The following is a 21,948-nucleotide window of genomic DNA, read 5'->3' as shown; positions in this document are numbered from 1 at the left end:
ACGGAGGTCGCGACAGGTATGATCGACAAGGATGAATTCAATGCGTGCATGAGTTATGCCCGCCGCGAAGGATACGAGGAAGGCGAGGCAAAAGGCGAAGCTCGCGCGAAAAGAAAATTCGCTGCCCGAGACAAGAAGATTGCGGAATACTTCCGCTCAATCGGCGTCCCCAAAAAACACATCGAAACAGCAATGGCCATCAGGTAACTTTTTACTTGACAAAACTCCCTTTATCTACGATATCATAGTAAGATATAGGGAAATTTTATGGCAAGACCCACCTTCGGCAAAATTGCAGCAGCCGCATTCCTGATTGTTTGCGTAGCCCTTCTCGACGGTTGTGACGACTGCGGTAACTGTATTGACGGCATCATGGAAATGGACATGCCCCAGGAGGACGGTTCAACGAACTGTCTTTACTTCGGGGAATCGGAAAAGTTCATCTTCAACGCTCCTGCAGACAGCCTATGCCCCAACACGCTCCGAATCCGGAGGGAAGCGCTGCAGTACAAGGGAATAATGGGCCTTACCTTCATAGACGAGAGTCTAATCGCGGGAGGCACCGTTTTCTACAACCTGCCCGACTGCCTTGAAACGGAGGGCGATTTAGAAGGATTTGAATTCTCGACAGGGCTTTTCCTGTGCTCGCTCCTATACAGCGAAAAGGCGGTTCCCTGACTCACGGCGGCCCCGCCAAAGCAATAAAACACGCAACAGTTCCACGACAAGGCAATTTGCTATATTGAAAACATGCCCCGCCTGATGTCACCCCTACGCCCACGCTACATGCGAGTCCCTTCGGCCCCGCATCGCGCGGACCTAGTACCGAGCGAAAACGAAAAGCCCGTAGACACCCCCGCCGAGGAAGTTCCCGAGGAATCCTCCCGCATCGCAGAGGGCACTTACAGACAAATTCGTGACTACAGCCTGGTACTGCTGTCGCAGGGCATTGTCCACCGGTTGGAACGCAGCCCCGAAGGGCCGTTCGAGATTTTTGTCAAGCCGGAACACGAACCGCAGGCATTGCACCAGCTGGAGCTCTACCGCAAGGAAAATCCCCCGAGGGAAGAAAACCCGCCCCTGCCGCTCAGCCTGAGCCTGCAACCCGCGTGGGTGCTACTCGTGCCCGTGGTCTGCACGCTTCTCGACTTTTCGGGCAAGGTCGCCCGCATGCATAGCCTCGGCCTTTCCGATGCCGACAAGGTAATGCACGGGCAGTGGTGGCGAACCATCACCGCCCTTACACTGCACGGCGACGCCCGCCACATTGCAAGCAACCTGCTATCGGGCTATATCGTCCTCACCCTCTTGTCGTACCGCACGCCGCTCGCCCGTATGGCGCCCTTCCTTGCCGTCGCAAGCGCGCTCGCGAACTTCTGCACCGTCCTCACCGTGCAGACGGACTTCCGTTCCCTCGGGTTCTCCACGTTCGTGTTCGCCGCCATCGGGGCGCTTGCCGTAATCGAATTCAGGCTCATGCCCAGGGAGACGCACGGCCAGCTCCGTCGCTTCGCACCGCTGTGCGGCGCCGCCTCGCTCGCCGTATTCCTCGGGCTTGGCGAAAACGCCGACATTCTCGGCCATGCCTACGGGTTTATCGCAGGGCTCTTCTGCGGGTTCATCCCAAAAAAGAAGGCGCTCCGCTGGGGAACGCCTACCAAACTGGTTGATCTCGTGTGGGTCGCTATCTATTTCGCGATTTTCGCTATCGGCTGGAAGTTCGCACTCGCCTAGCCCGCGAATCCGTTAAATCCTAGATGCTCGCGAGGAACTTCTTGGCCTTGTCGGCGTACTGCGTATTGTCGCCGTAGACCTCGATGATACGTTCGGCAACGTTCTTCGCCTTGTTCTTGGAGCCGAGTTCGTTGTGGAGCAGAACGAGCTTCCACATGGCATCCGGAACGAGCGGAGTTTCGTCGAGCGGTTCTTCCTTCTGGAAACGGTCTTCCTTGTCGCCCGTACGCTTGCCGAATTCGCTAACGAAGTCTTCGAGCAGTTTTGCGGCAGCGGAAAGGTCACCCTTTTCCATCTTGGCGGCGGCCAGACCGTGGATGGCGGCCGAACGCACGAGCGCGACATCGCCCGCATTGTCGATGGACTTCTGGAACAGCGCGATAGCACCGTCGTAGTCGGCCTTCTCGTACTTGATGTTGCCGGCAAAGAGAGCGGCCTTCGCAAGGGAGAGTCCCTTCACGTCGCCGGCCTGGATACGGGCCTCGAATTCGGCGAGGGCGTTATCCTTGTCGTTCACATAGAGGTAGGTGTACCCCTTGCCCAGGAGCTCGGTCTGTTCGATGGCGGCAGCCTTGCGGCTGTCCCTGAACTGGACGATACCCGCGACAACCACGAGCAAAATGACAAGCCCAACGAGCACCTTGGTACCGTGCTGGACAAAAAATTCCTTGATTTCAGAATTATTCTGGTTAGATTCGTTAGCCATTTTCGACTTCCATTTTGAAATTTCGTAAGCCAAACATAGAAAAACTCGCCGACTTTGCCAACTGAAGGCCCCCCATCTTGACAAAAAAACGCCCTTTTGCTATTTTTGACCCCGCTATGCCACTCTAGCTCAGCTGGTAGAGCAGCTGATTCGTAATCAGCAGGTCGGCAGTTCAAATCTGCTGGGTGGCTCGAAAGCCCCGATTCCCGCAAGGAACCGGGGTTTTTCTTTTATCCGTGATGGTCCGCGCGCGGGTCGCCCCCTAACCAAAAAACGCTTTTTTTACTATATTTGGCGCCCTATGAATCCGAATGGCGCCATTATTGTTCAGAGCAACCTCGAAATCATGGTCGAGGTCGATTCCCCCTCCTACGAAGCGGCACGAGACGCGATTGCTCCCTTCACCGAACTGGTCAAGAGCCCCGAGCACCTGCATACATACAAGATATCGCACCTGAGCCTTTGGAACGCCGCAGCGACCGGACTCCGCGCACCCGACGTGCTGGAACGCCTCGAAAGCCAGAGCCGCTACCCCATCCCGCAAAGCGTCATTACCGAAATCGAGGACTACATGGCCCGCTACGGCCTGCTGCGCCTCAAGATGGACGATTGCGGCAACCTCATCATGGAATCCGACGACAAGATCATGTTCGTCGAAATCTGCAAGTTGCCCGAAGTCGCCGAGTACGTGAAGGAATTCATCGACGACACGCACGCCATTATGGACGGCGAACGCCGCGGCCACATCAAGATGGCGCTCACCAACGCCGGATTCCCGGTCGAGGACCTCGCGGGTTACACCGTGGGCGACCCGCTCCCCATCCACCTGCGCAAGACTACCCTCGGCGGAAAGGAATTCAACCTCCGTGACTACCAGAAAGAAGCTGCACAGATTTTCTATGCGAGCGGTTCCGAGAAAGGCGGTTCGGGCGTAATCGTGCTGCCTTGCGGTTCGGGCAAGACGGTGATTGGCCTTGCCACGATGGCTTTGGTACAAACTAAAACCCTCATCCTGACACCGAACATTTCGGCAAGCCGCCAGTGGATCCGCGAAATCTGCGACAAGACTGACCTCACCATAGACATGGTAAAGGAATACTCCGGCGAAGTCAAGGAAATCGGCCCGGTAACCGTCGCGACCTACCAGATTCTGACCCAGAGGAAGCGCGTCAAGAAGGACGAGAACGCGAACGCAACCGAAGAACTCGAAATGAGCGACGAGGAAGTGAAAAAGGAACTCGCAAACTTCCCGCTGTTCAGCCAGCAGAAGTGGGGCCTCATGATTTACGACGAGGTGCACCTGCTCCCCGCCCCGGTGTTCCGCCTGAGTACCGAAATGCAGGCGACCCGCCGTCTTGGCCTTACAGCGACGCTCGTGCGCGAAGACCACAAGGAAACGGAGGTCTTCAGCCTTATCGGCCCCAAGAAGTACGACATCCCGTGGCGCATCCTGGAAGCGCAGGGCTGGATTGCCACTGCCGACTGTAACGAGATTCGTATCCCGATGGAAGCGGAACTCAAGATGAAATACGCCCTCGCGCCCATCCGCGAGAAGATTACGCTCGCCTCGACGAACCCCGAAAAGACGGACATCGTGGAGCGCCTGCTCAAGCATTTCGACAAGCCCGACGACCGCGTGCTGATTATCGGCCAGTACATCGACCAGCTCGAGGCCCTCTCCGAAGACCTGCAGATCCCGCTCATCACAGGCAAGACTCCGAACAAGGAACGCGAACGCCTGTACGCCGCCTTCCGCGACGGTAGCCAGAAGAACCTGATGGTCTCAAAGGTCGGCAACTTCGCCATCGACCTGCCCGACGCGAACGTGCTCATCCAGGTTTCGGGAACGTTCGGAAGCCGCCAGGAAGAAGCCCAGCGACTGGGCCGCGTGTTGCGCCCCAAGAGCGACGGCGGTGCGGCGCACTTCTACAGCATCGTAACGCAGGATTCCAAGGAACAGGAATTCGCCATGAACCGCCAACTGTTCCTCACCGAACAGGGTTATGCATACAAGATAATCAAGCGCGGCGACTGGGATATTCTTGCGCGCACGCCCGAAGAACTAGCTGCGCGGGTCTCGCAATAAACTTCGCATAGTTTCGGTCCTGCGGCTACTGAGACTCTGCGCTTCAGCGCTGGAGGTTGGCTTGTCCAACCGTTCGTCGAAGGATGTCGTTACCAAGTTTTGTCGGAAACTTGTTTCCGTAACAAAACTTAGGTAAGGACCTCACTCTGCTCGTTTCTTGTTTCGACCTAATTTATTAAAAAAAAAGAGCTAGGAATCTAAATCCTAGTTCTTAATTTTTTTTAGTTACGTCAAGCGATAGCGTCGGCTACTTTTCCATGACGATGAGTTCAGGTTCGCCACGGCCCGGGAGCGGCTTGAATATTTTCACCATCGTCTCGGTCGGCGGGCGGTTGAACCCGCTTGTCGTGCACACGAACAGGTAGTTCGTACCCGCGACGACCTGCGTGGCAACGCTCAACGGAGCAAGTTTCAAGTAGGCGTAATCCTTCGTCGCGACGGCAAACACCGCAGAATCTTCCGCAGTAAGCGCCCTCTGGTCGGTAAAGCCGCCCATGAGCATCTCGTCCGTCTTGCCGGTAGCAAGGTCCGCGAAGAAACCTTCGACTTCCTTAGCAGCAACTTCCGCACCGTTTTCCGCGGTTATTCGCTTGTTCGAAATCCCGTAGGCAAGCGTCACGTTCGCGTTCGGCTCGAGCGTCTTGAGTTCTGCGGCAGATGCCTTGCGGCCGCCGCTCCCGTAGGTACAGAACGGCACCACCACCTTGCCCGAAAGGTCGTTCGAGTCGAGGAAGGTATAGACCGGCGGGGCGAAACTCCCGAACATGATCGGGTATCCGAGATACACCGTATCGTATTTCGCAAGGTCGGCCTTTGCGTTCACGAGTGCGGGCCACTGTTTGCTTTCACGCTGGGCGCCCACTGCGGCTATCGTGCTGTCGTATGTCGAGGGGTACGGCGTCACCGTCGCAATCTCGAACACGTCCGCGTTCTTTGCCTTCTGGAAAATTTCCGCGAGTTTCTTGGTGGCACCCGTCTGCGAGTAATAAACGACAAGCGATTTCGAAGATGCCTGCGGGGCCGCCGCCTCGGGCTGCGCGCCCTTCTCGCCCGTCTTGGACTGAGCGCTTTCCTGGCTGCAGGCGGTAAACGCGCACATCGCAACCGCAACAAGAATCAAGCCAAATTTCTTTTTCATATTGCTACTCCTAATACCTAATTTTCCCTTCGGCGACCTTGCGCAGGTGCTGACCGTAGGGGGATTTCCCGTACTTGGCGGCAGACTCGAGCAGTTTTTCTTTGCTGATCCAGCCGTTCACGTAGGCAATCTCTTCCACTGCGGAAATCTGGATGCCCTGGCGGTTCTCGATCATCTTCACGAACTCGCCCGCTTCAATCAGGCTGTCCATCGTGCCGGTATCGAGCCAGGCAAAGCCACGGCCCAGGAGTTTCACGTCAAGTTCTCCCCTGTCGAGGTACGTCTTGTTCAAGTCGGTAATCTCGAGTTCCCCGCGGGCGCTCGGCTTCTGGGCCTTCGCAAATCCGCTCACGCGGTTGTCGTAGAAGTAGAGACCCGTAATCGCGTAGTTGCTCTTGGGTTCCTTCGGCTTCTCTTCCACAGAAATCACCTTGCCGTTGTCGTCGAATTCCACCACGCCAAAACGTTCCGGGTCTTCCACGTAATAACCGAACACGCTCGCGCGGCCGTTCTCCTCGGCGTTCTTCACCGCGGCCTTCAAAAGCGGGCTGAAGCCGTTGCCGTAGAAGATGTTGTCGCCCAGCACCATCGCGCAGCAGTCGTTACCGATAAATTCCTCGCCCAGGATAAACGCCTGTGCCAGGCCATCAGGGCTCGGCTGCACCTTGTAACTGAGCTTGAGGCCCATCGCGGAACCGTCGCCCAGAAGGCGTTCAAAGTTCGGCAAGTCCGTCGGCGTCGAGATGATGAGGATTTCGCGGATGCCCGCGAGCATCAAGGTCGAAAGGGGGTAGTAGATCATGGGCTTGTCGTAGACCGGCAAGAGCTGCTTGCTGGTGACCATGGTCAGCGGGTAGAGCCTTGTGCCGGAGCCCCCGGCGAGAACGATTCCTTTCATGCTAGGTTCCTTTTATTTTTTCAAAATAATAGAAATCTTAAAATTACAGTCGGGACAAAAGAACTATCTTTGCGCATTATGGCAGAGCAAAACAAGGCCACACTCAAGGATTTCATTGCAAGATTCACCGCAAACCCGGCAGGAGGCCTCTCTGCGCCCGCTTCCGAGGACATCCTGGAAGCATTCATGGAATGGGCGCAGTCCAGCGGGACAACGCTCTACCCCGCGCAGGAAGAGGCCATCCTCGAACTTCTGGACGGAAAGAACGTTATCCTGAACACGCCCACAGGTTCGGGCAAGTCGATGGTCGCACTCGCGCTCCATTTCGACAGCATCGCGCATGGCCGCAAGAGCGTGTACACCTGCCCCATCAAGGCGCTCGTGAACGAGAAGTGGATGGCACTCTGCAAGGAATTCGGGCCCGAGAACGTGGGGCTTTCTACCGGTGATGCGACCGTGAACCGCGACGCCCCCATCCTGTGCTGCACCGCAGAAATTTTAAGCAACATGGCGCTCTGCGAAGGCGAGAAACTCACGATTACCGATATAGTGATGGACGAATTCCACTACTATTCCGACCGCGAACGCGGAGTCGCCTGGCAAATACCGCTCTTGACGCTCCCGCAATCTCGATTCCTCCTGATGAGCGCGACCGTCGGCGCAACTGAATTTTTTGAATGCGAGATGACGAAGCATACCGGCAGGCAGTCGGTCACCGTCCGTTCCTCGCAGAGGCCCGTCCCGCTCGATTTCAGCTACAGCACCACCGAAATTTCGACCGAAGTGCAGAAGCTCGTGAACGAGGGCAAGGCGCCCGTATATGTAGTTCACTTTACTCAGGCGGCTGCGGCAAGCAACGCGCAGAACTTCATGAGTCTCGACCTCTGCACCAAGGAAGAGAAGGTCAAGATAAACGAAGCCATCAAGGAAGTGCGGTTCTCTAGCCCGTACGGCCCCGATGTCAAGCGCTGGCTCAAGCAAGGGATTGGCCTGCACCACGCAGGTCTTTTGCCCAAGTACCGCATCCTCTGCGAAAAGCTCGCACAGCAAGGCTTACTGAAAGTCATCTGCGGTACCGACACGCTCGGCGTGGGCGTGAACGTCCCCATCCGCACGGTACTCTTCACGCAGCTCTGCAAGTACAGCGGCGACAAGACCGCGATATTAACCGCGCGCGACTTCCACCAGATTGCGGGCCGCGCAGGGCGCAAGGGATTCGACAACATCGGATACGTGGTGGCGCAGGCTCCCGAGCACGTAATCGAGAACCTGAAACTCGAGGCGAAGAGCCGCCAGACAGGGAAGAAGTTCCAGAAGCGCAAACCGCCCGAGCACGGCTACGTCCCCTTTGATGAGAGCACATACAGACGCCTGATTGATGCGCAGCCCGAACCACTCACCTCGAGCTTCCGAGTAGATCACGGGATGCTCCTGAACATTCTGAGCCGCGAGACCGACGGCTGCAAGGCGATGCGCACGCTCATCAAGGACTGCCACGAGAGTGCAGCGAGCAAGAAGCAGTTACAGCACCGCTCCTTCCAGCTTTTCCGAAGCCTGGTGGAAAAGAACATCGTGGAGTTCGTGAAGCCCGTAGCCGAAGGCTACAGCCACCTGCGCGTGAACATGGACCTGCAGGACGACTTCGCGATGAACCAGCCGCTCTCGCTCTACCTGGTAGATACGCTCCCGAAACTGGACAGCGAAAGCCCGGAATACGCACTCGACGTAATTACGTTGTGCGAAAGCATCGTAGAGAACCCGGAGGCGATTCTGCGCATCCAGCAGAACAAGGCCCGCACGGCAAGGCTCGACGAACTCAAGGCGCAGGGCATGGAATACAACCAGCGCATGGAAGAAATCGAGAAGGTCGAGTACCCCAAGCCGCTCCGCGAGTTTATCTACGGCACGTACAACGAGTTTGCGGAACAGCACCCGTGGGTCGACGTGAACGTGGAACCCAAGAGCATCGTGCGCGAGATGTTCGAGAACTTCAGCACCTTCAGCGGCTACGTGAAGCAGTACGGCCTGCAGCGCATGGAAGCGATTTTGCTCCGGCACCTCAACTATGTATATAAGGTTTTGAGCCAGACGGTGCCCGACGGCTACAAGAATGACGAACTCCACGAGATGGAAGACTACCTCGGCGACATGATACGCCGCACCGACTCGAGCCTGCTGGAGGAATGGGAAAAGATGGCCCACCCCGAGGACTACCAGAAGCGACTGGAATCGGGCACGGCAGAAGACGAGGCAGAAAAGGCGTTCGGAGCGGACAAGGCCGCCGCCGACATCACCTACGACAAGAAACGATTCCTCGGCATGGTGCGCCAGCGCATCTTCCAGATCATGGGCAACCTCGCGAAGCAGGACTTTGCCGCAGTTCTCGACAGCCTCGCAGACGACCTGGAAGAGGGCCAGATGCTCGTGGACGGCGAAGGCAAGCCGTGGACCGAAAACACGCTTACCGAGATTATGGCCGCCTACACGGCAGAGCATCACAAGTTCCGCCTCGATGTGGAAGGTCGCGCACTCGCCCACACCATCGTCAGCTACGAAGGCGACGTGATGCACATACAGCAGATGCTGCAGGACGAGGAAGAATTCAACGACTGGAGCATCGATTTCGAGATAAACCTCGCCGACAGCCGCGAAGCCGGAATCCCGCTCCTGAAAATGCTACGCATCGGCGAAGCGTAGGATGCTGTCATCCTGAGTGCAGCGCCATCATTAACACGTTCATTGTCACCCCCGCGTAGGCGGGGGTCTCTTTTTTATATCTTTACCACCATGCAGAACTTGAAAGGCAGATTCGCGGCAGTGCTCCCCGCAGGGGGCCTTGGCAAACGCATGGGCGGCAACATTCCCAAGCAGCTGATGCTCCTGGGCGGCAAGCCGGTCTACCGCTACTGTCTCGAGACATTCCTCGAGATGGAAGAAATCGCCGAAGTCGTGATGGCCGTACCCGCCGACTGGAAGGATCATTTCGAAAAGGAAATTTTCAACAGCGAACACTCCGGCAAGCTCGGCGAACTTATTGCCTGCAAAATGAAGATTGTCGTCGGCGGTGCGGAGCGCTGGCAGTCCGTAGAGAACGGCGTGAACGCACTTACGAGCAATGCGGAATTCGTTCTGGTCCATGACGTGGCACGCCCCTTCGTGAGCAGGGAAATCATCCGCGACGTGTGCGAAACGCTTCTAACCAAGGGCAGCTGCCTTGTGGCAAAGCCCGCCGTCGATACCATCAAGATTGCGAAGGACGGGCGCGTCGAATCCACCATCGACCGCAATACCGTCTGGATGGCACAGACCCCGCAGGCCGCCTCCATCGCGCTACTGAAAAAGCTCTACGCGCGCATTGCCGCAGAGCCCCTGAACTTCACGCCCACCGACGAGGCGAGCATCCTCGAATACTTCGGCGAGAGCGTCTATATCGTGAAGGGCAACGCCGCGAACGACAAGCTCACCACTCCCGAAGACTTCGAGATTTTCGCCAGCCGCGCGAAATAATACAAGCGTCACTCCGCGCGAAATAGGTTCTCGTCATGCCCGGCTTGGCCGGGCATCTTTTCTTCAAACCTTCCCGCCAAACTCGAAGCCGGCTTCTTCCACTGCCTTCCTGAGCGCACCTTCATCGATATCGTGTACGTCGTGCCATTCCACGCGAAGTTCCTTCTTCGAGACATCGGCCTCGGCAAATTCCACGCCGTCCAGCACGCGAACCGCCTTCTCGACACACGCCTTGCAGTGGCTGCAGCTCATGCCGTTCACGCGGTAAGTCACGTGAACGCATTCATCGCATTCCTCTTCGTGCTCGTGGCAGCAGTTTCCTTCGTGGTCATGGCCGCACCCGCAATGTCCACCATGTTCGTGCCCACAGCCGCAGCCCTTGTGCCCGAACTTCGCGTAAATCATGAATGCTGCGAGCAAGCCCGCACATACATAGTCAAACACGCCAAGCGCACCATGCCCGTGACATTCCGCAGAGCCATGCGGGAGCATCGCCGCAAGGAACGTGTCCATGAAGAGCGTATCCACAATGTAGCCAAAGAACAGCGCGCCCAGCGCAATGGAGGTCAGGTACGCAATCAAGGTACGCTTGCCAAACGCCTTCCCCACCACAAGCATCGAGGCGATACTCGTCGCAGGCCCTGCCATCAGCAGCACAAGGGCCGCACCCGGCGTAATGCCCTTCGCCACGAGCGCAAGCGCAAGCGGAATGGACCCCGTCGCACACGTGTACATCGGCATCGCGAGCATGAGCACGGCAAGCATACAGAGCAGCGGATATTCACGCAGGGCAAGGAAGAGCTCGTTCGGGACAAACGCCGAAATCAAGGCTCCCAGCAAGAGGCCTATGAGCAGCCACTTGCTCACGTCGCCCACCATGTTCACGAGCCCGTAGCGGAAAGTTTCCACAACCTTCTGGCCGAAAGACATGCGGTGCACATCGCGCGATTCACAACCGCAGCCATGTTCGCCGCACCCGCAATGATCGTGATGGTCGTGGTCATCGTCCTCCTCGCAGTGGCCGCAACCGCAGTGATGATCGGTATCGCAGTCGTCAAAGTCGATGGTTTCGGGGTGAGCCTCACCAAGCACCGCACCTTCTTCCCCGCGAGAAACGAAATTCGTGAGCACGCCACCGAAAAGCGCCGTCGTAAACGCCGCTATCGGGCGCAAAATCGCAAACGGGAGCCCGAGCAGCGAATACGTCGCGAGGATAGAATCCACACCCGTCGCAGGCGTCGAAATGAGGAAGCTCACGCTCGCCCCCTTGCTCGCCCCCTCCTTCCGGAGTGCAATCGACGTGGGAATCACGCCGCAGCTGCAAATCGGGAGCGGCACACCGAACAGGGCCGCCCACAGAACCGACTTGAAATTCGACTTGGAAATCTTGGGCACGTACAGATGGTTCGGCACCCACACGTGCAAAATGCCCGCAAGCAAGAAACCGAGCAGCAGGAACGGCGCCATCTCGGAAAACAGCGTGATAAACTCGTGTACAAAGACCTTAAAGATATCGACGAAGGAATCCATGTCTACTTTCCCTTCTTGTGGAGAATGTGCGTGAGGCCCGTATTGAAAATGAGCCCGATATGTTCGTCATCGAGCGAATAGAACATCTTGCGGCCATCGCGACGCGGCTTTACCAGGTTCGCCGTGCGGAGGATGCGCAGCTGGTGGCTCACCACCGACTGTTCCAGGTTCAGTTTTTCGGCAATCTCGTTCACGGAGAGTTCGCCCGAAAGCATCAGGTGAATGATGCGGATGCGCGTAGTATCGCCAAAGAACTTGAAGAATTCAGAAAGTTCGAAAAGCGTATCGAGCGAAACGTCCTGTTCTTGAGCCTTCCTACCGTTGTTTTTGATATATGAACAAGTATTCATATTTTCATATATAGAAATCAGCACCTGTTTTGTCAAGAGATACAACGACTTTTTTCAAATACCCTCCCACTTTCTGTCGAAATTATTACATTTACCGCAAAATAACGGAGGAATCCATGAATATATCCAAGATTATCGCGGCAGGCGCCCTCGCCACCTCGCTCGCAGTCGCACAGGAAGACGCCTGGCCCGCAGACGAGCAGACCGATGCTTCGACAAGCTCAGCAACCGAAGCTGAGGAAGCCGAGCCCGCAGAGGAAGCTGCCGAACAGTCCAACGAGGCCGCAGAACCACAGAGCGAAACTACCGCCCAGACGGCCAGCGAACCCGCCCCTGCAGCCAGCGAACAGGCCGACACCCGCACCGCATACGACTCAAGCGACAATGCCTACGCAGAAAACACGGCAAGCGCCCCGCAAAAAACAAACACGCTCAATTCCAAGATGGGCGTCGGCGCGCACATCGACTTCAACTACAGTTTCTTGAACGGACTCGCCCAGGACTGGAACATGGGTGACGAGACTGACGCCCCGGCCGGCTTCGGCTTCGATGCGGGTATCCGCGGACGCATCCCCATGGTGGACTACCTCCAGTTCGTGCCCGAGCTGAACTTCCACTTCGCGGCCCTCACCCAGAGCGACGAGGCCGCCGAGCGCGTGTTCAAGCAGATGGACCTCGAAATCCCGCTCACGATGCGCGCAACCGTTCTGGACATGCTATACATCGCGGCTGGCGTGCAGCTCACCCTGAACCTCAGTTCCAAGGTCACCTTCGAGGAAGAGGATATCGATATGGGTGGCGGACTTGGCACCACGAGCATGGAATTCAACGAGAAAATCGAACAGGCCGGGTTCACGTTCGGGCTCCTCTTCGGGGCAGGCTTCTTTATCATGGAACGCCTCTCCATCGACGCAGCCTTCATGCTCGGACTCAGCGACATGTACCCCGATTGCGAAAGCGACCTGATTGAATCGATGGACGGCGGCAAGCAGATGACCTTCAAGGTCGGCGTCGGCTACTGGTTCATGTAATCCAATATCGACCCGTGCCCCTTCGTCATACCGAAGCAGCGAAGCTGCAAGTGTATCCATAGACACACTCTTGCCAACGGAATGACACAGAAAAACCCGCTCAGACGAGCGGGTTTTTATTATAAAGTTTGGTCAATCTCTTAATAAACAGCGCACTTAGCTGGAACAGGCAGATTAACTGTAACAACGGGTTCCGAACATGGTGTGTTTATATACCATTCATTTGCAGCGCCAATCGTTACAACGTTACTGCCGCATTTAATCGTTCCACCAACCATACTTCCTGTAGGCTGGCAGTTGAAATTTGCATAACTAATCGCAATCGTTATAGATGCTTCACCAGCAGGGACTTCTATTCCTGTATTAGCGGCTTCAATTAGGAAATCCGGCTTCGTTGCGTCAATAGCCTTGGCATCGTCACACTGGATTGTCACCGCAGTGCTGTCATCGTTTTCGACCGTGAAAGACACGCCCTTCACTTCATCACCCTTCGCAGTCACCGGGGCAGTAGCAACCAGACCCGTGGCATCGGCAGTAGCGCCTTTCCACGTGTAGCCGGTAATATTCGCCTTGGACGTACAACCGCTAGCAGTCCACGTAGCAGACTCTCCCTTAGACACATCAGGCTCTATGTTCGTCGGCATGCACTTGCAACCTTCAATCTTCTGACCGTTCACCTTCAACGGAGAGCAAGTGACATCCTGCGTAGCTCCACCAGCCGTTACAGAAGCAACAGCCGTCTTTGTGCCCGAAACAGAATACGAAGTCTGACCTGTGGTCTTCGCTTGTGTACCTGCATACGAATCAGGCGTTCCATTCGGGAAGCTCCATTTTATCGTAATCGCCAAAAGTTCATTAGTCTTAATTACAGCCGTATTAGGTTTAAACGTCCAGGTAACCGTCTCGCCCAATTCCGCAGAGGTCTTTGGCGCATTAGAAGACCCTGCAAAACAGGTACCAAACTGGCCTGCCGGCACAACCACTTCCGACGACGAAGACTCGACTACGACCGGAGCAACGGACGACGAGCTCTGCTGGCCGATGGGGCCCCTTGAGGAGAAGTTATTGAAAAAATCCCTAGAGGAAGACGAAGATACCGGCTGAGGAATTCCGTCCGAAGATTCGGGGGTCGGGGCGGAAGACGACTCAATCAGGATTGCCGAACCCTGCGCCTTCGCCATCTCGTTTTCGCAAATGACATCCGCGGCACAGTTCTTCTTGGCATCGGCAACCTGGCTAGCGAAGTCGATAGACTGCGTTTCGAGCATTGCCCTGACATATCCGTCAGTTTCTTCGTTCAGGGGTTCCACGGTACCATCACCGCAGGCCCAAAATCCGGCCACCAAGCCGAACGACGATAAACTTATCAAAAGTTTCTTCTTCATAAAAAACCTCTTTTTCTACCTAGAAAATTACATTATTATTTGCAAAAGGGGTAACGGAAATCCTTTTTTTGTGAACGAAAACACGCAAAAAAGCCCATTTTTGCCCCAAAAACACGCACTACTGCTCCTCGTCCACCGAAATCTTGCGCTGGCCGGTAATAAACTGGTGCACATAGGGGTTGCTCGTGTTCTTGATTTCGTCCACCGTTCCCACCTCGATAATGCGCCCGTTCAGGAGCATCGCGATGCGGTCGGCCACCTTGAAGGCGCTCACCATGTCGTGGGTCACCACCACCGAGGTCACGCCGAGCTTGCTCTGCATGTCGAGGATGAGGTCGTTAATCACGTCGCTCGTGATGGGGTCAAGGCCGGTCGTCGGTTCGTCGTACAGGAGAATTTCCGGGTTCAAGGCAATCGCGCGGGCAAGCGCCACGCGCTTGCGCATACCGCCCGAAAGTTCACTCGGCATCTTGGTGCGGAACTCGGGCACGAGGTTGATCATCTGGAGCTTCTCGGTCACCACGTCCTGGATTTGCTTCTCGGAAAGTTCCGGATGGTGCTCGCGCAACGCGAACGCAATGTTCTCGCCGGTGTTCATGGAATCGAAGAGCGCGCCCATCTGGAAGAGCATGCCCATCTTGCGGCGAATCGTATGCGTGTCGAAGAACTTCGGGGTACTGATGGTCACACCGTCGACGGACACCTCGCCTCCATCGGGCTGCAAGAGGCCAATCATGTGCTTAAGAATAACCGACTTTCCACCACCGGACTTTCCGATGATGACCATCGTCTCGCCGCGCCGGATATCGAGGTTCACGTCCTCGAGAACGGTCTGCGGGCCGAAGGATTTCTTGAGTCCCTTGAGCCTGATGGCAATGTCGTTCGGGTCAATCTTTACGTTTGGCATATATCACCTGCAAAACTAGAAGAACATGATGGCATCGAGAATGAAGTCAGAAATCAGAATCATGAGGCAGCTCGAGACCACGACGTTCATGGTCGCAAGCCCCACACCGCGGGCGCCGGCCTGGGCGTTAATCCCGTGGTAGTAGCCCAGCACAAAAATAATCACGCCGAACACGAGCGACTTTATCATGCCCGACCAGAGGTCCATGGAATCGAACAGGTACTGCATGCCGGTAGTGTAAGTGTACGTAGTAATATCTAGGCCAAGCACGCACACGATCCAGCCACCGATAAGCGCGAGAGCATTCGAAATCGCGGTAAGGCAAGGAATCATCGTCATGAAGGCGACAAAGCGCGGGAGGGCGAGGTAGCGGTAGGGCTCAAGACCGAGCACCGTGTAGGCCGCGAGTTCCTCCTTCTCCTTCATGCTGCCAAGTTCCGCGGCAACGGCACTGCCCACGCGGCCCGAAAGCACGATAGCAGTTAGCAGGGGTCCAAGTTCGATAAGCACCATCTTGCAGGCGGCAGTACCCACAAACTTGTCGGCCACCAGGTTCTGGAACTCGAACTCGGCGCAAACGGTCGCCACCATGCCGGTAAAGATGGACGTCACAAACAAAAGCGGAAGGCTAGACACGCCGATGGAAACCATCTGCTTCACGACAAGGTCGGGGTTCTTGAACACGTGAGGCATCTGCTTGAGCGTCAACAGCAATATGCACAGCACCTCGCCAATGCTCGAGATGCCGTCCACGATGACGCGACCTATCCACGCAATGGGCCTGAGCAGCAAGGGCATCGCTAATACCCTCCAAAGTCAGAGGGGCCCGAGAACGAGGCGTCGTCGCCGTAGCTGTAATCCTGTTCCTCTCCGCCAACCATCCCGGAATCGTCGAAGCCGTCCTTGAACGTAGTGCATTCGGGAATGAACGTGAGCGGGATATCCCTCACCGAACCGTTACGGTGCTTCGCCACGATGAGTTCCGCCTTGTTCTTTTCTTCTTCCTTGTGGGTGCGCACGTAGGGGCGTTCCACGAACCACACCATATCGGCATCCTGTTCGATAGAGCCCGATTCGCGAAGGTCACTGAGCTGGGGCCTGTCGCGGCCCTTCTCTTCGACCTTACGGCTGAGCTGGGCAAGCGCGATGACCGGAATCTGCAGTTCCTTCGCCAAAATCTTGAGGCCGCGCGAAATCGCACCGATAGCCACAGCACGGTTTTCCTCGTTGCCCGTCTTCATCAGCTGCAGGTAGTCGATAATCAGCATATCGAGTTCGCCCTTGCGCTTGAGGTCTCGGGCCTTGCTCATGAGTTCCATGATGCCGAGGTCGGCGTTGTCGTCCACGAACAGCGGAGCCTGGTTGATCGGCCCCACGTGTGCCACCAGCTGGTTCATCTCGTCCGAGTTCAACTTGTTGTTGCGGAGCTTACTCTGGTCGACGCCGGAACGGGAACACAGCAAGCGCTGGGCCAGCTGCACGCCATCCATTTCGAGGCTGAAGAACGCCACGTGCTTGCCGTAATCGATGGCGGCGTTCGCGGCAATCGTGAGCGCGAACGACGTCTTGCCCACACCGGGGCGCGCCGCCAGGATAATCAGGTCCGAATTCTGCAGGCCGTTCGTGAGTTCATCCAGGTCCTTGAGGCCCGTGGGCACGCCGGTCATGCCGTCCCTACGGGTAGTGAGGCGCTCCAGGAGCGGGCTCATGAACTTCTCGATGGGGCGGAGCGTGTTCTTCACCTGCTTTTCGGCAATCGCAAACACGGAACGTTCGGCAGATTGCAGGACCTCGTCCGGCGACGATGTCGCATCCATCGCCTGCTTTATGGTTTCGGACGACATCTTGATAAGCTTGCGGAGCACGTGCTTGTTGCGCAGGTGCTCGAGGTTCCACTCCACGTTCGCCGCAGAAGCGACGCTTTCCATCAGGTCAAAAATGTATTCGCGGTTACCCGCCTCGCGGAGCTTGCCCATCGATTCGAGTTCGGCCGGGAGCGTGAGCATGTCGATAGCCGTACCGCGACTATAAAGGTTCTTCATGGCACGCCAAATCAACTGGTGGCGTTCCAGGTAAAAGAAGTCGTCTTCCGCAATCATCTCGATGGCGGGCGAAATCGTATTCGGGTCGCGGAGAATGCCACCAAGCAAGTAACGCTCGGCATCGGTATCCATCGGGACCTGGCGACCTTCGTAAGTATTATTTTCCTTTGCAAATTCTGGCATAACAATCAACAGGAAATATAATTTTTATCGGGCTTGCGGTATGCGGGCTACGCCTTGAAGTAACTGCTCTTCGGGATATGGACCTTCCAGGTAACCCACTTGAGCTGCTTATCCTGCGACATGGCGTAGGCATCGACCAGCGAGCACGTCTTGACGCCCGAAAATTCCATATCGGTACCGGCGTGCTCCTCGAAATTCTTCCCCTTGCCAAATACCTGGTGAAAGAGCGGTTCCCCGAACGTGACCATGACCGAGGGGGCGATGAACGAGAGTTCCTTCGCGAGCATCTTCTTGAGAGTCGCCTCGAGCAGGGCGGGAATGTTACGCGCGGTTCTGCCCTTGTAGAAGAACGTGACCCCGATCGATTCTGCCGGGATGGAGAGGCTACCGAAGAGACGCACGAGCATCTCGCCCGCGGGGGTAGCAAAGAACGGGCCGCCTTGGGCCGGAGGAGCGGGCAGCAGGAGCAGGACCTTCGGGTTCGCGGGGCCCTCGTAGAGCGCGAGGTCGCCGACATTCGCGTAGACCACGTCGGACTTGATGGCCGCATAGAAGGCGTCGAGCGATTCCGCAGATTCGAACGCGGAGGTTGTCTTCTTGACTACCGGGCGGGCGGCCGGAGCCGCAAGGCCGCCCGTCGGGGCGAACAGCGAAGCGGCGGGAGATTCGCCTGCAAGCGAAGCACTTGCGGAAGGCGCGCTTGTCGCAGACGTGTTTATCGCGGAAGGCGCGCTTGTCGCAGCAAAAGAAACGTTTGCCGCGGGATTGTTTGTCACGGGAGAGAACTGCGCAGATGCGGGCACGGAGGGCGCCACGTTTCTCGCGGGCACGGAAGGCGCGGTGTTTATTGCCGGCCTGGACGGTGCCGGGGCGGCCCGCTTCACGAGGGTCCACGGTTCATCGAGGAACACCTCGGAATCCCCCATGTCAATCTGCCCACGGAGATACTTGCGAAGTTCAGCAAAGTCAAATACTTCCGGCATGTTCCCTCACCGCGATACTCTTAGTTTATCAATAACAAATGCGACAATTTCCTGGGCCAGGTCGACCTTACCGCCCATCTTCATTTCGGGCACATCCATGCCGGGGCGCACCAGCGTGTAGCGCACGCAATCGTGCCCGAATCCGGAATCGCTTGCGACCGGGGCGTTCAACAGGAGGGCGTCGGCGCCGCTCTTCGCGAGCTTTTCGGCGGCATGCTGTTCAAAGTGGTCAGTCTCGAGCGCAAACCCCACGATGACCTGTTGTTTATTGCAGGGCGCTTCTTTGCCGGTATGGGATGCGCCGGCATTCTGGTTGCGAGATGCGCTTTGGTCGCAAGATGAATTCTGGTTGCGAGATGCGCGGGCGGCGGTGCAGTCCCGTAAAATATTCGGGTTCGGCACGAGTTCTATGGTAAGCTGGCTCCGGCTATCCTTGATTTTCGCATCGGCGGCGTGGGCGGGGCGGTAGTCCGCTACCGCCGCGCAATGCACGACGGCGTCGGCCTGGTCGAACCTTTCCATCACGGCGTCGTGCATCTCCCGGGCGCTTCTAACGCGGGTCACCAGGACTCCGCCCGGGAACGCCGCCTCCATCGGGCCCGCGACGACTTCGACCTGGAAACCGTTCGCGTAGAACACGGAAGCAAGCGCCACTGCAGTCTTCCCGCTGCTGCGGTTGCTGATGTAGCGCACCGGGTCAATCGCCTCCTCTGTGCGGCCCGCGGTCAAGAGCACCTTCTTGCCATGACCGGGGAGTGTTGCATCCAGAGTCGGGTCGATATCCTGCGCGACAGGGAACGCGGGAGGTTCGGGGGCTTTGCCCTTCGACAGGCTCAGGGACCTTGGTAAGGTTGGTGAGCTTGTCGAACCATCCAGCCACTTCACAATCTCCGCCGGTTCCATAAGCCTTCCCTGCCCCACCTCGCCGCAGGCAAGTTCACCCGCGGGAGATTCAAGCACGGTCGTGTTTTCAAACCCGCGCAGCACCTCGAGGTTGCGTTTTACCGCGGGGCTGTTGTACATCGCCACATTCATCGCGGGCGCAACGACGCGCGGGCACGTGCAGCTCATAAAGCAGAGGCTTACCGAGTCGTCGGCGATACCGCAGGCGAATTTCCCGATAACGTTCGCGGTTGCGGGCACCACCAGGTAGAGGTCCGCCCACCGCGGGAAATCAATATGCTGGAAAGGCCGCGCCTCCACGGCACCGTTCTTCAGGTACACGGGGCACTTGCTGAGGCTTGCGAACGTAAGCGGCGCCACGAACTCCGTCGCGGCCTCCGTCATGCACACGCGCACCTCGGCGCCCTTCTTCTGCAACAGGCGCAAAAGTTCGCAACTCTTGTAGACCGCGATACCGCCCGAGACACCCAGAAGGATTTTCTTTCCGGCAAGATTCATATAGTGCAAGATAGAAAAACTAGGGCGGTTTCACCCTTCCCGATGGCGCGCCCGGCCCGCACGAACTCGCTTTTTGCCGAAAAAGCAGACCAGAGGGGGCGTTTGTCGCAATTTGGTCTGCATAATTTCGTATAAATTAAACAAAATATGGTAAAATCAAGGCACCAGCGAATCCACCCCTCGCGCTACCCAAAAAACGAAAATCCCGCAGGCTAATGCCCGCGGGACTTTCTAAACTAGTAAGAGATCTTACTTGGCTTCTTCAGCAGGAGCGGCGTCTTCGGCCGGCTTTTCTGCCTTCTTCTTGGTAGCCTTCTTCTTCGGGGCGGCAGCTTCGCCAATCGTCGTACCCGATTCACCCGGCTTGTGGGAATCCATCCAAGCCTTGAGTTCTGCGGATTCGCGGTTCTTGAAGTAATCCACCACGGAGAGGTAGATCTTGCGGTTGTTCTGGTCGATCTCGGTCACGACAGCCGGGACTTCGTCGCCAACCTTGAATGCATCGGCCGGAACCTTGATGTATTCAGCGGTGAGCTTGGAGACCGGGATGAAGCCTTCGATACCGTCGTTGAGTTCAACCACGACGCCGCGGTCGAGCATACGGACAATCTTGCCCTTCACTTCGGAATCCACCGGGAACGTGGTTTCGATAGAATCCCACGGGTCTTCGGTGAGGTGCTTCATGGACAGAGAAATGCGGCGCTTTTCCTTATCGACAGCGAGCACGACGCATTCGACCTTGTCGCCCTTCTTGACCATTTCGTTCGGGTGAGTGATCTTCTTGGTCCAGGACATGTCGGACACGTGAATGAGGCCATCCACACCTTCCTTGATTTCGACGAACGCGCCGAAGGAAGCGATGTTGCGGATTTCGCCAACCACGCGTGCACCCGGAGGAAGTTCGGTCTCGATGGAATCCCACGGATCGCTTTCGAGCTGCTTCATGCCGAGAGAAATGCGTTCGGCTTCTTCTTCAACCTTGAGCACAACGGCTTCCACTTCCTGACCCACGGAGAGGATCTTGGAGGGGTGCTTGCCGTGCTGCGTCCAGGACATTTCGGAAACGTGGATGAGACCTTCGACGCCAGAATCCAGTTCGACGAATGCACCGTAATCAGTGATGGAAACAACCTTACCCTTAACGATAGCGCCTTCCGGATAACGTTCGGCGATATCCTTCCACGGATGCGGCTTAAGCTGCTTCATGCCGAGAGAGATGCGTTCCTTCTTGTCGTTGAAGTCGAGAACCATGACTTCGACTTCCTGACCGAGCTGGAGCATTTCGGACGGGTGGTTGATGCGCTTGTAGCTCATGTCGGTGATGTGGAGGAGGCCATCTACGCCGCCAAGGTCGATGAATGCACCGAAGTCGGTGATGTTCTTGACGATACCCTTGCGGACCTGACCCTTTTCGAGGGTTTCGAGCACGTCGCCACGCTGCTTGTTGCGTTCTTCTTCGAGAACCACGCGGCGGGACACGACGATGTTGCGACGGGCCTTGTTGACCTTGATAACCTTGAGGTCGAATTCCTGGCCGATGAGAGCGTTGATGTCCGGGATCTGACGGAGGTCGATCTGGGAACCCGGGAGGAAGGCGTCGATGCCGAACAGGTCGACAACCACACCGCCCTTGATACGCTTGGTGAGCGTACCGCGCACGACTTCGTTGTTTTCGAATGCCGCGTGGATGCGATCCCACACGCGCACGAAGTCGGCCTTCTGCTTCGAAAGGATGAGACGGCCGTCTTCATCTTCGAGTTTCTCGACAAACACTTCGATTTCGGAACCGATTTCGAGGGAGTCCGTGTCCTTGAATTCAGCACGATCAATGACACCTTCGGACTTGTAGTTCACGTCGATGAGCACTTCCTGGTCGTTGACCTGGCTGATCTTGCCCATGACGAGCTTGCCCTGTTCGAGGCAGCCCATGCCGGCATAGATATCGGCGTTAGCCTTGCGGAAGTCCTGGCTGCATTCGCCCTGAGCGGCGAGGATTTCGGCGAGATCTTCCTGAGTTCCGAATTTGAGATTTTGAGACATATTGTTAATTGGGGTTGTGGATCAAAG

General features: G+C 56.7%; 19 protein-coding genes and 1 tRNA gene. 8 read left to right on the top strand and 12 right to left on the bottom strand.

Features of this window, described 5'->3' with window-relative positions:
- The 3 genes from BUA44_RS13215 to BUA44_RS13205 form a co-directional block, all read left to right on the top strand.
- Window positions 1-207 (top strand): hypothetical protein (locus tag BUA44_RS13215; protein WP_218587613.1); only part of this gene is annotated, 207 nt, incomplete at its 5' end.
- A 60-nt stretch (window positions 208-267) separates the two neighbouring features.
- Entirely contained in the window at window positions 268-678 is a 411-nt protein-coding gene (locus BUA44_RS13210) for a hypothetical protein (RefSeq protein WP_072812921.1), read from the top strand.
- Between the two features lie 72 nt (window positions 679-750).
- Complete coding sequence (locus BUA44_RS13205) at window positions 751-1,734, top strand: rhomboid family intramembrane serine protease (protein WP_083579625.1); 984 nt, start codon at window positions 751-753, stop codon at window positions 1,732-1,734.
- A gap of 19 nt (window positions 1,735-1,753) precedes the next feature.
- Here the strand turns inward: BUA44_RS13205 and BUA44_RS13200 are convergent, their stop codons facing one another.
- Window positions 1,754-2,440 (bottom strand): tetratricopeptide repeat protein, encoded by a 687-nt coding sequence (locus tag BUA44_RS13200; protein ID WP_072812917.1) that lies wholly within the window; start codon window positions 2,438-2,440, stop codon window positions 1,754-1,756.
- Between the two features lie 118 nt (window positions 2,441-2,558).
- On the opposite strand from BUA44_RS13200, the gene BUA44_RS13195 reads away from it, so the two are divergent.
- Window positions 2,559-2,631 (top strand) — tRNA-Thr (locus BUA44_RS13195).
- A gap of 110 nt (window positions 2,632-2,741) precedes the next feature.
- Complete coding sequence (locus BUA44_RS13190) at window positions 2,742-4,526, top strand: DNA repair helicase XPB (RefSeq protein WP_072812915.1); 1,785 nt, start codon at window positions 2,742-2,744, stop codon at window positions 4,524-4,526.
- 247 nt (window positions 4,527-4,773) lie between these two features.
- Here the strand turns inward: BUA44_RS13190 and BUA44_RS13185 are convergent, their stop codons facing one another.
- Window positions 4,774-5,664, bottom strand: coding sequence for a flavodoxin (locus tag BUA44_RS13185; RefSeq protein WP_072812912.1), 891 nt, complete (start codon window positions 5,662-5,664; stop codon window positions 4,774-4,776).
- Window positions 5,665-5,674: 10 nt separating this feature from the next.
- Window positions 5,675-6,562 (bottom strand): glucose-1-phosphate thymidylyltransferase RfbA, encoded by an 888-nt coding sequence (gene rfbA, locus BUA44_RS13180; protein WP_072812910.1) that lies wholly within the window; start codon window positions 6,560-6,562, stop codon window positions 5,675-5,677.
- Between the two features lie 78 nt (window positions 6,563-6,640).
- Between rfbA and BUA44_RS13175 the strand changes: the two genes are divergently transcribed.
- Together BUA44_RS13175 and ispD are read left to right on the top strand one after the other, a co-directional pair.
- Window positions 6,641-9,259, top strand: coding sequence for a DEAD/DEAH box helicase (locus BUA44_RS13175; RefSeq protein ID WP_072812908.1), 2,619 nt, complete (start codon window positions 6,641-6,643; stop codon window positions 9,257-9,259).
- Between the two features lie 90 nt (window positions 9,260-9,349).
- Entirely contained in the window at window positions 9,350-10,069 is a 720-nt protein-coding gene (gene ispD, locus BUA44_RS13170) for a 2-C-methyl-D-erythritol 4-phosphate cytidylyltransferase (protein WP_072812904.1), read from the top strand.
- 63 nt (window positions 10,070-10,132) lie between these two features.
- On the opposite strand, the gene BUA44_RS13165 is transcribed toward ispD, so the two are convergent.
- The gene (locus tag BUA44_RS13165) at window positions 10,133-11,599 is read right to left on the bottom strand and encodes an SO_0444 family Cu/Zn efflux transporter (protein ID WP_072812902.1); all 1,467 of its coding nucleotides are present in this window, start codon (window positions 11,597-11,599) and stop codon (window positions 10,133-10,135) included.
- A 2-nt stretch (window positions 11,600-11,601) separates the two neighbouring features.
- Window positions 11,602-11,949 (bottom strand): ArsR/SmtB family transcription factor, encoded by a 348-nt coding sequence (locus BUA44_RS13160; RefSeq protein ID WP_072812942.1) that lies wholly within the window; start codon window positions 11,947-11,949, stop codon window positions 11,602-11,604.
- A gap of 116 nt (window positions 11,950-12,065) precedes the next feature.
- Here BUA44_RS13160 and BUA44_RS13155 point away from each other — a divergent pair, with 116 nt between their 5' ends.
- On the top strand, window positions 12,066-12,980 hold the full coding sequence (locus tag BUA44_RS13155) for a porin family protein (protein ID WP_072812900.1): 915 nt from the start codon (window positions 12,066-12,068) through the stop codon (window positions 12,978-12,980).
- 140 nt (window positions 12,981-13,120) lie between these two features.
- Here BUA44_RS13155 and BUA44_RS13150 read toward each other — a convergent pair whose 3' ends face one another.
- The 7 genes from BUA44_RS13150 to rpsA all read right to left on the bottom strand — a co-directional run bounded on the left by BUA44_RS13150 (window position 13,121) and on the right by rpsA (window position 21,921).
- On the bottom strand, window positions 13,121-14,365 hold the full coding sequence (locus BUA44_RS13150; RefSeq protein ID WP_072812897.1) for a hypothetical protein: 1,245 nt from the start codon (window positions 14,363-14,365) through the stop codon (window positions 13,121-13,123).
- A gap of 118 nt (window positions 14,366-14,483) precedes the next feature.
- Window positions 14,484-15,272 (bottom strand): ABC transporter ATP-binding protein, encoded by a 789-nt coding sequence (locus tag BUA44_RS13145; protein WP_072812894.1) that lies wholly within the window; start codon window positions 15,270-15,272, stop codon window positions 14,484-14,486.
- 15 nt (window positions 15,273-15,287) lie between these two features.
- Window positions 15,288-16,070 (bottom strand): MlaE family ABC transporter permease, encoded by a 783-nt coding sequence (locus BUA44_RS13140; RefSeq protein WP_072812891.1) that lies wholly within the window; start codon window positions 16,068-16,070, stop codon window positions 15,288-15,290.
- Window positions 16,071-16,072: 2 nt separating this feature from the next.
- The gene (gene dnaB / locus BUA44_RS13135) at window positions 16,073-17,497 is read right to left on the bottom strand and encodes a replicative DNA helicase (RefSeq protein ID WP_072812888.1); all 1,425 of its coding nucleotides are present in this window, start codon (window positions 17,495-17,497) and stop codon (window positions 16,073-16,075) included.
- A 47-nt stretch (window positions 17,498-17,544) separates the two neighbouring features.
- Window positions 17,545-18,480: a uracil-DNA glycosylase family protein gene (locus BUA44_RS13130; RefSeq protein WP_072812885.1), complete on the bottom strand. Its 936-nt coding sequence runs from the start codon at window positions 18,478-18,480 to the stop codon at window positions 17,545-17,547.
- 6 nt (window positions 18,481-18,486) lie between these two features.
- On the bottom strand, window positions 18,487-19,881 hold the full coding sequence (locus BUA44_RS13125) for a bifunctional phosphopantothenoylcysteine decarboxylase/phosphopantothenate synthase (RefSeq protein ID WP_072812883.1): 1,395 nt from the start codon (window positions 19,879-19,881) through the stop codon (window positions 18,487-18,489).
- Between the two features lie 249 nt (window positions 19,882-20,130).
- Window positions 20,131-21,921: a 30S ribosomal protein S1 gene (gene rpsA / locus BUA44_RS13120; protein WP_072812881.1), complete on the bottom strand. Its 1,791-nt coding sequence runs from the start codon at window positions 21,919-21,921 to the stop codon at window positions 20,131-20,133.
- Window positions 21,922-21,948 lie beyond the last annotated feature (27 nt).

The organism is Fibrobacter sp. UWR3 (assembly GCF_900143055.1).
Lineage (GTDB): Bacteria > Fibrobacterota > Fibrobacteria > Fibrobacterales > Fibrobacteraceae > Fibrobacter.
Note: the sequence above shows the minus strand (reverse complement) of the source record. Positions and strands in the feature narration are given on the sequence as shown.